The following is a 14303-nucleotide window of genomic DNA, read 5'->3' on the forward strand; positions in this document are numbered from 1 at the left end:
ACCACCTTTGGGCAAAATTACCGTCGACGCTTTCAAGACACCAACCTCTTTGAGTCCATCTTCACCAACATCCTTCAACAAGCCATAGACCAAGGCTTCGTCGACACACGCCTCCAATTCGTCGATGCCACCCACGTCAAAGCCCATGCCAATCGTCACAAAAACAAAAAAGCCGTGGTGAAAAAACATGTGCGCAGCTACCAACAACAACTGGAAAAAGAAATTGCCGACGATCGAAACGCACACGGAAAAGACGACCTCAAACCACCGAAAAATCCCCCGGCCGACACCACCACCATCACCCAATCAACCACCGATCCCGAAAGCGGCCTCTTTCACAAAGGCGAGCACAAAGAAGTCTTTGCCTACACCATCCAAACCGCCTGCGACGCGCACGGATGGATCCTCGCCTGCCAAAGCTTTCCCGGCAACCGCCACGACAGCAGCACCTTCTTCGACTTCCTCCCCAAACTCCAAACTTTAAAACCGGAAAAACTCGTCATGGACGCCGGCTACAAAACCCCGGCCATCGCCAAAACCCTCCTTGAAAAAGACATCCTGCCCGTCTTCCCCTACACCCGGCCCAAACACAAACCGGCCCTCGACGACCCCTACTACAAACGCGACTTCGTCTACGACGCCTACTACAACTGCTACCTCTGCCCGGAAGAAAACATCCTCCCCTACAGCACCACGACACGTGAAGGCTACCGCGAATACAAAAGCAATCCAAAAATCTGCAAAAACTGTCCTACCCTTCACCGTTGCACTGCCAGTAAAAACCATCAAAAAACCGTTACTCGCCACCTCTGGCAAGACGCCCTGGACGTCGCGGAAGACTACCGCTACACCNGTGACAGGCGAGGATCCAACCGTGTGCGTCGCAGGCGGTTTGGATGGTGTAGGCAAAGACTTCTTTGTGCTCGCCTTTGTGAAAGAGGCCGCTTTCGGGATCGGTGGTGGATTGTGTAATGGTGGTGGTATCGCTGGGCGGGTTTTTCGGTGGTTTGAGGTCGTCTTTTCCGTGTGCGTTTCGATCGTCGGCAATTTCTTTTTCCAGTTGTTGTTGGTAGCTTCGCACGTGTTTCTTCACTGTGGCTTTTTTGTTTTTGTGGCGATTGGCATGGGCTTTGACGTGGGTGGCATCGACGAATTGGAGGCGTGTGTCGACGAAGCCTTGGTCCATGGCTTGTTGAAGGATGTTGGTGAAGATGGACTCAAAGAGGTCGGTGTCCTGAAAACGACGACGGTAATTTTGCCCAAAGGTGGTGAAGTGGGGGATTTTATCGTAGAAGTCGAGTCCCAAGAACCAACGATAGGCCAGGTTGACTTCGACTTCTTTAATGGTTTGGCGCATGCTCCGAATGCCATAAAGGTGTTGAATAAAGACAAGTTTAATGAGGACCACGGGGTCGATGCTGGGCCTGCCGTTGTCTAAGCAATAAAGGTCTTCCACCAGGTCATAGATGAAGTCGAAGTCCACGTAACGGTCAATTTTCCGCAAAAGATGATCTGCAGGCACGAGTTGGTCCAGAGCAATCATTTGGATTTGTTCTACTTTTTTCTTGTCTTCTTTATGTAGCATGGTAGCCTCCTTTTTTTCTATTTTACTATAATTGAGGCGAATGCTGTTTGATGACACAAAAAAGGAAGGGTGAATCGGATGATTCTCCCTCCTTTGTCATCACTCTGAGACCATAACACTTAAGTTACGGTCTAATTTTTTGTCCAAATGTAAACCACTTGGAAGAATTATTCAGTTTATTCTTTTTAACTTCCAATACCATTTGAGTACCAATAGCCTTTTTTATTCTCTTTATAGCTTGTAATTAAGCCGTTTTTAAAATTTTGCTCTACAGGAATTTTTTCTTTAATTTGCGAGGAAATTTCGATGAGATTCGAAGTGAAATAAATTTTTTAGGACGCAGGTGTACTCAAGGTACATCGAGGACTAAAAAATTTTTTCACGAGAATGTCGCGAAATTAAACGCAAATTACTCCCATTCAATTGTTGCCGGGGGTTTCGACGTAATATCGTACACGATCCTGTTGATGTGTTCCACTTCGTTGACGATCCTGACGCTCACTTTGTCCAGCACCTCGTAGGGGATGCGGGCCCAATCGGCGGTCATAAAGTCGCTGGTGGTGACGGCTCTGAGGGCCAGGGTGTAGTCGTAGGTTCTGAAGTCGCCCATGACGCCGACGCTCCTGTTGTTGGTAAGGACGGCGAAGTATTGGTTGATGTCGTGGTCCATGCCGGCTTTGGCGATTTCGTCGCGGAAGATGTAGTCGGCGTCTCTTAGGATGTCGAGTTTTTCTTCGGTGATTTCGCCCATGACGCGAATGGCGAGGCCGGGTCCCGGGAAGGGTTGGCGCCAGACGAGTTTGGGATCGAGGCCGATGGCTTCGCCCAGTTGTCTGACTTCGTCTTTGAAGAGGTCTCTTAGGGGCTCGATAAGGTCTTTGAAGTCGACGACGGCGGGAAGGCCGCCGACGTTGTGGTGGCTTTTGATGACGGCGGCATCGCCAGCGCCGCTTTCGATGACGTCGGGGTAGATGGTGCCTTGGGCCAAGAAGTCGACGGAGCCGATTTTTCTGCCTTCGTCTTCGAAGACGCGGATGAATTCTTCGCCGATGATTTTCCTTTTTTGTTCGGGATCGGTGACGCCTTTTAAGCGCTTTAAGAAGCGGTCTTTGGCGTCGACGCGAATGAAGTGCATGCCGGTGTCTTTAAAGGCTTCTTCCACTTCGTCGCCTTCGTTTTTGCGCATGAGGCCGTGGTCGACGAAGATGCAGATGAGGTTTTCGCCGATGGCATCGACGAGGAGTTTGGCGCACACGGAGGAATCCACGCCGCCGGAAAGGGCGAGGAGGACTTTTTTGTCGCCGACTTTTTCTTGGATGGCGCGCTTGGCCTCGTTGGCGAAGTCGTGCATGTTCCAGTCCCCTTTGGCATGACATACTTTTTTCAGGAAGTTGTCGATGATTTCGTGACCGTTTTCGGTGTGGTTGACTTCGCCGTGGAATTGGATGGCGTAGATGTTTTTCTCTCTGTTTTCCATGGCGGCCACGGGGCAGCTGTCGGTGGATGCCACGGTGCGGAATCCTTCGGGAAGTTCTTTGACGTAGTCCACGTGGCTCATCCAGGTGGTTTGTTCCACATCCAGGCCGTCGAAGAGTTTGGATGCGGGATCCACCATGGTTTTGGTTTTGCCGAATTCCCGCTTGTCGGATTTGGTGACGGTGCCGCCCATGTTTTTGGCGATGAGTTGCATGCCGTAGCAGATGCCTAAAATGGGCAGGCCCATGTCCAGGATTTCCGGATCGATGTCCGGGCTCTTGGCGTCGTAGACGCTGTTGGGGCCGCCGGTGAAGATGAGGCCGATGGGCTTTTCTTTCTTAATGGCATCCAGGGCTTTTTTGTAGGGGACCACTTCCGCGTAGACGTTTTTTTCCCGCACGCGCCGCGTGATCAGTTGATTGTATTGACCACCGAAGTCGATGACCAGTATTTTTTCTCTTTCCATGGAAAACCTCCTTTTCGGCTTTTATTATAGCATATTCGGCTCGGGTCTTTTTCCCGATGGGTTTCATTGTTTTTTCAATTTTTCGATGAATGTATGGTATACTATGTTCAGTATATGTTTTTACATTGAATACAAGGGGGTGCTGTATGTCCGGAAAGTTTTCGGGACAAAAAATTCGTACCATGCGCAAGGCGCTTGGCATGAGTATTAAGGATCTGGCCGAGGCCTCGAATCTGTCCACGGGGCTGATCAGTCAAATCGAGCGGGATTTGGTCTCGCCCTCGGTGAACGCCATGTTGCGCATTGTGGATGCTTTACATACGACCATGGGGGAATTTTTCGAGGACGTGCCTTCGAAGAAGAAGCCCACGATTATCCACAGCGGCGAGCATAAGATGTTGGACGACGGCGCCACGGACCGCCGGGTGCGCCTTCTGTCGCCTGAAAGCCGCCGGGAGTACGCGGTGATGGAGATGCGTTTTGAAACGGCGGACAAAAAGGACGTATTGCCCACGACGGGCGACGAGGGCGAGGCCTTCGGCTTTGTTAAGGCGGGCCGGCTCACGGTGATGGTGGACGATGTGGCTTATCCCGTGGAAGCGGGGGACAGCATCGCCTTCGACCGCACCGCCAGGTACGCGATGTTTAACGAACAAAAGGAGCCGTGTCTGTCCACGTGGGTGTTTCTGCCGCCGGCGGATTTGAAAAAACAGGGGTCATGAGATCCCTGTCAGAGTGATGACAAAGGGAGGGTGAATCAACCGATTCACCCTCCCTTTGTGTGTCTTAAAACCGCTTTAAGCCACTCATCTATAGTAAAATAGAAACTACAGGAGGTTGGCTATGCTACACAAAGAAGACAAGAAAAAAGTAGAACAAATTCAAATGATCGCTCTGGACCAACTCGTGCCGGCAGATCATCTTTTGCGAAAAATTGACCGTTACGTGGACTTCGACTTCATCTATGACCTGGTGGAAGACCTTTANAACTTGCCGCCTATATTTTGGTGCAAACACGATATGATACTTACAATTCCAACTTGTATGTGCTAAGCTGTTCTTATCCATATGGATACCTCCTTGATATTTTATTGCCGATAACACAATAATTTTATCATGGGAGGTTCTTTTTTTACTTAAAGCTAAAGCTTTTTACGCCTACCACCAGCATAGCTGGTGGTTTATTCATGCTAAAGCGCACAAAAATATCCATTGAGGAGCTTACTCCCCAATGGATATTATAGAGCCTTTTATTCTTACTTGCGGCCGACGACGACGAAGCGGAACTCTTCGCCGTTCAGTCGGATCCAGTTTTCTTCTTGCGCGGCCTTTCTCGTGTAGTCGTGGCCGTTGGTCGCTTCCATAATGGGGAAGTACGCCCAGTCGGCTTCCGTGAGATCCTTAAATTGAATCATTTCCGAAAGGTGGCTGCGGACAAAATCCCTGTCGGCGAAGCGGTCCAACATCTTGTTCGTAATGTTTACCACTTCCGCCCGGGTGATCTTGCGCTCCGGCTTAAAGCTCCCGTCGGGATAGCCCGTGACCCAACCCTTGGCCGCCGCCGAGTCGATGGCGCCTTGGGCCCAGTGCGTGTCGGGCACGTCACTAAAGGGATTGCCCGTGCCTGCTACGAGCTTGTCGAAGCGGGCCGCCATGGCGGCAAATTCCGCCCGGCTAATGGCCGCCTTGGGCCTGAAGCTGCCGTCTTCGTAGCCTTTAATCATGCCCTTTTCCAGCATAAAGCCGATGGCCTGTTGCGACCAGTCGCTTTCCGCCACGTCGTTGAAGGGAATGGTGTAGTTTCTGCGCTCTCTCGGGTAATCCTTCAGGAGGCGGGCAAACATGGCCGTGGCCTCTTCCCGCGTCATGTTGCGCTCGGGGAGGAAGTTGCCGTCGGGATAGCCGAACATATAAGCCTTGTGATCTTTCTTATTTAAGAGACCGTCGTCGGGCACAGGCTCGCTCGTCCCGGGCGTCGGAAGGATCAGTACCGACCCGCTGGGATGAGTAGGCGCTTGGATTTTCTTATAAATGTGGCGAATAAGGGTGTCGGATTCTTCGGTGCGAAGGTAAGTGTAATCCTTAATCTCCACAACAGGCTGTTTGCCGGCTCTGTCCGGAATCAATCTGTTTCCCTGCTCGTCCACATATTCTGTTACTACAGCCGGTGTAGGCGTAGTCTTCTTCTTGTAGATGTGTTTGGTATTGCCTTTTTCATCGGTTTTGGTTTCTACAAATTCATAACCTTCGATGTCTTTTTTCGGTTGTTTACCATTTTCCTTAGGAGCAATGGTCTTTCCATTTTCATCCACGAATTCTGTGACGACTTCTGTCGCAGGCGTCTTCTTGTAGATGTGTTTGGTATTGCCTTTTTCATCGGTTTTGGTTTCTACAAATTCATAACCTTCGATGTCTTTTTTCGGTTGTTTACCATTTTCCTTAGGAGCAATGGTCTTTCCATTTTCATCCACGAATTCTGTGACGACTTCTGTCGCAGGCGTCTTCTTGTAGATGTGTTTGGTATTGCCTTTTTCATCGGTTTTGGTTTCTACAAATTCATAACCTTCGATGTCTTTTTTCGGTTGTTTACCATTTTCCTTAGGAGCAATGGTCTTTCCATTTTCATCCACGAATTCTGTGACGACTTCTGTCGCAGGCGTCTTCTTGTAGATGTGTTTGGTATTGCCTTTTTCATCGGTTTTGGTTTCTACAAATTCATAACCTTCGATGTCTTTTTTCGGTTGTTTACCATTTTCCTTAGGAGCAATGGTCTTTCCATTTTCATCCACGAATTCTGTGACGACTTCTGTCGCAGGCGTCTTCTTGTAGATGTGTTTGGTATTGCCTTTTTCATCGGTTTTGGTTTCTACAAATTCATAACCTTCGATGTCTTTTTTCGGTTGTTTACCATTTTCCTTAGGAGCAATGGTCTTTCCATTTTCATCCACGAATTCTGTGACGACTTCTGTCGCAGGCGTCTTCTTGTAGATGTGTTTGGTATTGCCTTTTTCATCGGTTTTGGTTTCTACAAATTCATAACCTTCGATGTCTTTTTTCGGTTGTTTACCATTTTCCTTAGGAGCAATGGTCTTTCCATTTTCATCCACGAATTCTGTGACGACTTCTGTCGCAGGCGTCTTCTTGTAGATGTGTTTGGTATTGCCTTTTTCATCGGTTTTGGTTTCTACAAATTCATAACCTTCGATGTCTTTTTTCGGTTGTTTACCATTTTCCTTAGGAGCAATGGTCTTTCCATTTTCATCCACGAATTCTGTGACGACTTCTGTCGCAGGCGTCTTCTTGTAGATGTGTTTGGTATTGCCTTTTTCATCGGTTTTGGTTTCTACAAATTCATAACCTTCGATGTCTTTTTTCGGTTGTTTACCATTTTCCTTAGGAGCAATGGTCTTTCCATTTTCATCCACGAATTCTGTGACGACTTCTGTCGCAGGCGTCTTCTTGTAGATGTGTTTGGTATTGCCTTTTTCATCGGTTTTGGTTTCTACAAATTCATAACCTTCGATGTCTTTTTTCGGTTGTTTACCATTTTCCTTAGGAGCAATGGTCTTTCCATTTTCATCCACGAATTCTGTGACGACTTCTGTCGCAGGCGTCTTCTTGTAGATGTGTTTGGTATTGCCTTTTTCATCGGTTTTGGTTTCTACAAATTCATAACCTTCGATGTCTTTTTTCGGTTGTTTACCATTTTCCTTAGGAGCAATGGTCTTTCCATTTTCATCCACGAATTCTGTGACGACTTCTGTCGCAGGCGTCTTCTTGTAGATGTGTTTGGTATTGCCTTTTTCATCGGTTTTGGTTTCTACAAATTCATAACCTTCGATGTCTTTTTTCGGTTGTTTACCATTTTCCTTAGGAGCAATGGTCTTTCCATTTTCATCCACGAATTCTGTGACGACTTCTGTCGCAGGCGTCTTCTTGTAGATGTGTTTGGTATTGCCTTTTTCATCGGTTTTGGTTTCTACAAATTCATAACCTTCGATGTCTTTTTTCGGTTGTTTACCATTTTCCTTAGGAGCAATGGTCTTTCCATTTTCATCCACGAATTCTGTGACGACTTCTGTCGCAGGCGTCTTCTTGTAGATGTGTTTGGTATTGCCTTTTTCATCGGTTTTGGTTTCTACAAATTCATAACCTTCGATGTCTTTTTTCGGTTGTTTACCATTTTCCTTAGGAGCAATGGTCTTTCCATTTTCATCCACGAATTCTGTGACGACTTCTGTCGCAGGCGTCTTCTTGTAGATGTGTTTGGTATTGCCTTTTTCATCGGTTTTGGTTTCTACAAATTCATAACCTTCGATGTCTTTTTTCGGTTGTTTACCATTTTCCTTAGGAGCAATGGTCTTTCCATTTTCATCCACGAATTCTGTGACGACTTCTGTCGCAGGCGTCTTCTTGTAGATGTGTTTGGTATTGCCTTTTTCATCGGTTTTGGTTTCTACAAATTCATAACCTTCGATGTCTTTTTTCGGTTGTTTACCATTTTCCTTAGGAGCAATGGTCTTTCCATTTTCATCCACGAATTCTGTGACGACTTCTGTCGCAGGCGTCTTCTTGTAGATGTGTTTGGTATTGCCTTTTTCATCGGTTTTGGTTTCTACAAATTCATAACCTTCGATGTCTTTTTTCGGTTGTTTACCATTTTCCTTAGGAGCAATGGTCTTTCCATTTTCATCCACGAATTCTGTGACGACTTCTGTCGCAGGCGTCTTCTTGTAGATGTGTTTGGTATTGCCTTTTTCATCGGTTTTGGTTTCTACAAATTCATAACCTTCGATGTCTTTTTTCGGTTGTTTACCATTTTCCTTAGGAGCAATGGTCTTTCCATTTTCATCCACGAATTCTGTGACGACTTCTGTCGCAGGCGTCTTCTTGTAGATGTGTTTGGTATTGCCTTTTTCATCGGTTTTGGTTTCTACAAATTCATAACCTTCGATGTCTTTTTTCGGTTGTTTACCATTTTCCTTAGGAGCAATGGTCTTTCCATTTTCATCCACGAATTCTGTGACGACTTCTGTCGCAGGCGTCTTCTTGTAGATGTGTTTGGTATTGCCTTTTTCATCGGTTTTGGTTTCTACAAATTCATAACCTTCGATGTCTTTTTTCGGTTGTTTACCATTTTCCTTAGGAGCAATGGTCTTTCCATTTTCATCCACGAATTCTGTGACGACTTCTGTCGCAGGCGTCTTCTTGTAGATGTGTTTGGTATTGCCTTTTTCATCGGTTTTGGTTTCTACAAATTCATAACCTTCGATGTCTTTTTTCGGTTGTTTACCATTTTCCTTAGGAGCAATGGTCTTTCCATTTTCATCCACGAATTCTGTGACGACTTCTGTCGCAGGCGTCTTCTTGTAGATGTGTTTGGTATTGCCTTTTTCATCGGTTTTGGTTTCTACAAATTCATAACCTTCGATGTCTTTTTTCGGTTGTTTACCATTTTCCTTAGGAGCAATGGTCTTTCCATTTTCATCCACGAATTCTGTGACGACTTCTGTCGCAGGCGTCTTCTTGTAGATGTGTTTGGTATTGCCTTTTTCATCGGTTTTGGTTTCTACAAATTCATAACCTTCGATGTCTTTTTTCGGTTGTTTACCATTTTCCTTAGGAGCAATGGTCTTTCCATTTTCATCCACGAATTCTGTGACGACTTCTGTCGCAGGCGTCTTCTTGTAGATGTGTTTGGTATTGCCTTTTTCATCGGTTTTGGTTTCTACAAATTCATAACCTTCGATGTCTTTTTTCGGTTGTTTACCATTTTCCTTAGGAGCAATGGTCTTTCCATTTTCATCCACGAATTCTGTGACGACTTCTGTCGCAGGCGTCTTCTTGTAGATGTGTTTGGTATTGCCTTTTTCATCGGTTTTGGTTTCTACAAATTCATAACCTTCGATGTCTTTTTTCGGTTGTTTACCATTTTCCTTAGGAGCAATGGTCTTTCCATTTTCATCCACGAATTCTGTGACGACTTCTGTCGCAGGCGTCTTCTTGTAGATGTGTTTGGTATTGCCTTTTTCATCGGTTTTGGTTTCTACAAATTCATAACCTTCGATGTCTTTTTTCGGTTGTTTACCATTTTCCTTAGGAGCAATGGTCTTACCATCTTCATCGACGTATTCAGTTACTACCTCAGCATCCGGTGTAAATACCCATGTCCCTTTTACGTTTTCGTCTTGGTTGGTGATTTCTACTTCATTCTTATCGTATGACTTGAATGTCCAAGTTCCCTTGTTTGTTTCATCTCTGTATTCAGCGTCTTTTCCAGTTGGAACTGGGGATGTTACTGTATCACCTTTTACTTTTCCGGTTACTTTTTCTGGAGCTTTATTTTTTAATGCTTCTGGTAATTCTACGTCTTTTGTTCCACTTACATATTCGTAAGTTACTTCGTGTTTGTTTGGTGTGAATTTCCATGCGCCTTCGAATTTTACATCGGCTCCGTTAACTTTGGCATCAACATCTGTTGTATCTGGATTTTGATCTTTGTAGCCTTCGAATGTCCATGTTCCATCGTTTTCTGTATCTTTTACTGTTGTTTGTGTTGGAGCAGTAGGAGTAACAACGCTTCCATCTTTAGCTGTTTTATCTACTGGTAGTTGGGCATCAACGGCTGTTTTTACTTCAGCCGGCATTTCTTTTACTGGAGAATCTTCGGCAACTTTAAATTCGTGTGTTACTTTAAATTCATCTTTTACAAAATTAGCTTTAATTGTAAGTGGTTCTGTGATTACTGCTTGTTTTAATTGTTCTTCAGTAATTTCTCCTCCAGCCGGAATTTTTGTTCCATCTTTTAATGTGATTTCTTTATCTGCTGTCCAGTGGCTAAATTTATATCCTTCATTTGCTTGTGTTTCTGTGCTCTTTGGATTTGTTTTAAGTTCAACTTCTTCTTTTGTATTATCTACAAAGCTTTCGCCTTCCTTAACTTGTCCATTTCCATCGGTTGTGTAATTGATGATAGGAGCCCAGATTGCATAGATATAATTTTTTTCCTCTTGTTCTAGTTGGTTAACATTAACCTCTTCGCCTGCTTGGAATTCGGCTTTTGTTGCGTCTTTATTTCTGCTCCATCCCTTAAAGACATATCCTTCACGGCTGTATTTAAGATTTTCGTCTGTATCATTGTCTAATACTTTGTGGTAGTCTTCTACAATTATATTTTCAACTGTATATTGCTTACCTGTGCCACCGTTTGGATCATAGGTTACTTTTGTAGTTTTTTGATCTGGAAATTCTTTCCATTGAGCATAAAGAGTTTTACTTTTATCCATTAAGACAGTTTCGCTTGGTAGAATTAGTCCGCTAGAACCATCTTTTGTTTCACTCCAACCTACGAAAACTTTTTTGCCACCATTTACTTTAACATTACCCACATCTGTTACTAGTGCTTTGGCATCAGTGATATAAGAGTTTGAATCTGTTGGAGCAGTTCCTTCGACTTTGTCAGAAGCTTCTAAGTTTAAATCGTATTTTAATTCTAAAGAAGCATATTTCCACTTAGCATATAAGTGAGTGTCATTATTTTTAATTCGTTTGCGAAGATTTGCTTTTACATATCTTCCATATTGATTTTTTTCATACCATCCCAAAAATTCTGTTGCACCTTCTGGCTGAACTGGTTGAGGGAAATTCTCTTTGCTAGCTTTGGCATCTTTATATTTTCCATGATAAAGAGTGTCATCTTCTGGAATTTCGGTTATTTTTTCTATATCTTTTTCATAGTCATCTTGGTTGGTGTGGAAGGTTACTTCGTATTGACGAGAATCCCATTTTGCATAGACTACAATGCCATGAGCAGGCATTTTTGCTCCAGCTTCGTGTTTGTGTTCTACGCTAAATGTTGAGTCTTCATACCAACCCATAAATACTTGATTAGGATTGTCAGGGTTTGTGGTTACTCCTTTTACATAACCAAGTCCAAAATCGCTTGTATCAGCTTCATATTTGTATGGTTTTGAAGCTAATTGTTTACTTCCAGAGTAATATTTTATAGGATAAGTTTTGCGCTCGTAGAATAGGAAACCTACATAAGAACCATCATCTATATATTGTGTTCCTGTATAGTCATAATATCCATTCCATCCGCGTGGAGTAAACATATAATCTCTAAAGGCTGGATTATTCACATCTATTGATTGCAAACCATCTTGAGACATTGTGCCTATCTTAGGTTCAAAGCCTACTATGTCATCTAAATGGTCAGTCTTATCGACCCAAGTATTTGTTTTATTAGCCCTCATACCTTGACGAGGTTCATATACCCTGTAATTATATCCGCTGTAGTTATAGTAGTATTCTGTATTTTGGAATTCTTCTCTATCAGCTATTTCTTTCATGGTACCAAGAGTAGCTTTTAATTGTTCAAGTGATCCGCTATTTATTGATGCATTAAATTTACTTGGATCCCATTCAACAAAACGCAATTGAAATTCTTGACCTTTAGCATAAACTCTATACATATAAATATCTTCATCACCCATTACTGGTGAGCTAGTATAGAAAGATCCTATGCTTTTATCGATGTAATAAATGTAATCTTTATTTAGCTTAGCAAACCATTTTTCAGAACTTTGACCGTAACGCAAATCTACGCGAAGATTTCCATTATCATCTGTGGCTTTAATCCAATTTGCGTTACTAGGTTTAAAATCTACTCCATTTCGATTTTTATAAACCGAAATTGTATGAACATTTCTATCCATATAGACAGGTACAACTGTGCTGCCATCAGCTTCTATTGTTTCAAAAGCTTGTTTTGTTTTTTCTTCGTTTAAATGGAAACCTAAATAATCTAGGGTTTGAGGATTAGTATAGGTGTGATCCATTTGTCCGTTTTCGTCTTTACTATTGTAGCCATCGCTAAAGCGGCCATCTCTTTTTGATAGCTTACTAATATCTTCAACTATTGGACCAGTTGGGGCTACCTTAGGATCTGGATTTTCACTTCCTTTAAATGGTAGGCTTGTTTTTTCTCCATTAAGTCCTCTTGCTGATATTATTCCAAGGAAGGTGTAGCCGTCATCGTCAATATTTTGGGCCATAACCTTAAATTTATAGTCAACTACAACCGGTTTCCATACAGCATAGACATCAATGTCTTCGCTTAATTCTAAAGTAGCAAGATCGACAGGCTTTCCATCTTCTTCCAAAGACCAATGGCTAAATTCATAGCCTGTTCTTGTTGGAACATCTGGCATTTTTTCAAGATGACTACCATCGTCTGCAAATATTTGTTCTTGGAAGCTTGCGCCGTCTCCTGTTATAAATGTAGCCTTGTATTTAGACTCTGTAATTGCATAAAGTTTAATGTCAGTTTTTCCATCTGCAATATCTTTTTTCAATGACTCCTCATTATAAGGGCCAGATTTTCCGTCTTTTGATGTTGACCAATTTACGAAGTATTTATTCGCATCATAAATTGTAGGATCTGTTGGCAGTTTATAGGAACTAGCATCAGTAACAGTGTCAGTCATATAAACTCTATCATTTGTACTGCCAGGTATATAGTAGGTTATTACTACTTGATTTTTGAAAACTGGGTAAACCTTAATTGTCTTCTTCTCATTACCTGTGATACTGATTGGAGTATCAAATTTGATATCATTTCCATTTTCATCTTGCCATTTCTCCAAAACTTTGCTTTTATCTTTGAAGACATGGCCTGGATCAGATAATTTTCCTTGATTTGTAATTATCTGTTTTTGTATTTCTTTGGCTGAATCTTTGTTTTCTATTGTGTCATTATAGAAATGATACTCATTGATTCCTTGCTTTTCAAATAGTATGTTAGCATGGCTTAGATTTATACCAGGAATAACAATCAAAGCGACAGCTAGTAATACTGAAAACAAAATTTTTCCAATGTGCTTGCGTTTCTCTTTCATACTTCCTCCTTTTTTTCAAAGTCTAACATGGCTGTTGAAAACATAATCTACCAGCTAGAATCAATAGCTCTTGCTGAAATTATTTACATTCAACATAATAACTACCAAGCAATTGACAATTTAGGGAATAGCAGATGAGCCCTCATTTTATATTGAGTGAATTTGCAAAAATCAACTCCTATATAAAAACGTTATCATTTCAGATAAAATTCCCATATTCTCGTCTATCAGTATAGTATCACTTTTTCTTGAAAACTGAAATGTTTAGGAGATATATATTTATGATGTGAAAATAATTGTCGTTTATTGGATGAGGTAATTTTACATAGATCTTATAAGAAGAGATAGACCGAATAAACCTTGATAATTATGGATGTTTATAAAAATAGAGGGTTAAACTTTTTAAAAAAAACCCCGAGAGTGTGAGATTTTTTCTGTAAATTTCCTTCTATTGGTAGTTTCTTTTGGATCCTAGTCAAGATTGACTGGATCAACTCACAAATTAAATATAAATATTAATAATCCTTTGTGCCTAATTTTCATGTAGAAAAATTTCCATTTCTATTCTAAGTCATTTTCTATGAGTTCTTTTTTCATCTGTTAAATCTATTTTAATTTATTTTTAAATTTTTTTACTAGATGTCGCTTTTAATTGTACAAACTATTAAATAAAAAAGACCATAACACTTAAGTTATGATCTCAGACTGCAGACAAACTCCGAACAAAACTCGGGGTTTGTCTCTTTTTTGTGTATTTTTTCCATAAATCAGCAAAAGAAGGGCCGTCGCCTCCTCCGTCCCGCTCTTTTCGATCCATCATTAGTGCCAGTTTTTTCATGTTCATGCATGCAAAGGTCAGCACCGCTTTCAGGTCCAT

4 protein-coding genes and 3 pseudogenes are annotated in these 14303 nt (G+C 42.5%); 3 read left to right on the plus strand and 4 right to left on the minus strand.

Going from position 1 to position 14303, the window contains the following annotated elements:
* Positions 1-189 precede the first annotated feature (189 nt).
* Positions 190-972, plus strand: a complete 783-nt coding sequence (locus tag DG046_RS09110) for a transposase (RefSeq protein WP_335340962.1) — start codon at positions 190-192, stop codon at positions 970-972.
* Positions 973-1165: 193 nt separating this feature from the next.
* Here DG046_RS09110 and DG046_RS10040 read toward each other — a convergent pair.
* A pseudogene (locus DG046_RS10040) lies at positions 1166-1585 on the minus strand (transposase); the annotation flags it as partial.
* A 409-nt stretch (positions 1586-1994) separates the two neighbouring features.
* Positions 1995-3527, minus strand: coding sequence for a glutamine-hydrolyzing GMP synthase (guaA, locus tag DG046_RS09120; RefSeq protein WP_108832197.1), 1533 nt, complete (start codon positions 3525-3527; stop codon positions 1995-1997).
* A 146-nt stretch (positions 3528-3673) separates the two neighbouring features.
* Here guaA and DG046_RS09125 point away from each other — a divergent pair, with 146 nt between their 5' ends.
* Both DG046_RS09125 and DG046_RS09860 read left to right on the plus strand, forming a co-directional pair.
* Positions 3674-4249 carry a helix-turn-helix domain-containing protein gene (locus DG046_RS09125; protein ID WP_159082118.1) on the plus strand — a complete coding sequence of 192 codons (576 nt, stop codon included), beginning with the start codon at positions 3674-3676 and terminating at the stop codon, positions 4247-4249.
* Positions 4250-4370: 121 nt separating this feature from the next.
* Positions 4371-4508, plus strand: a pseudogene (locus DG046_RS09860) (IS5/IS1182 family transposase); the annotation flags it as partial.
* A 6-nt stretch (positions 4509-4514) separates the two neighbouring features.
* Here the strand turns inward: DG046_RS09860 and DG046_RS09130 are convergent.
* Together DG046_RS09130 and DG046_RS09865 are read right to left on the minus strand one after the other, a co-directional pair.
* Positions 4515-4595: pseudogene (locus DG046_RS09130) on the minus strand (IS200/IS605 family transposase); the annotation flags it as partial.
* A gap of 188 nt (positions 4596-4783) precedes the next feature.
* Entirely contained in the window at positions 4784-13426 is an 8643-nt protein-coding gene (locus tag DG046_RS09865) for a MucBP domain-containing protein (RefSeq protein WP_108832199.1), read from the minus strand.
* Positions 13427-14303 lie beyond the last annotated feature (877 nt).

The sequence above is a fragment of the Aedoeadaptatus coli genome, assembly GCF_900343085.1.
In the GTDB taxonomy this organism is placed as follows: domain Bacteria; phylum Bacillota; class Clostridia; order Tissierellales; family Peptoniphilaceae; genus Aedoeadaptatus; species Aedoeadaptatus coli.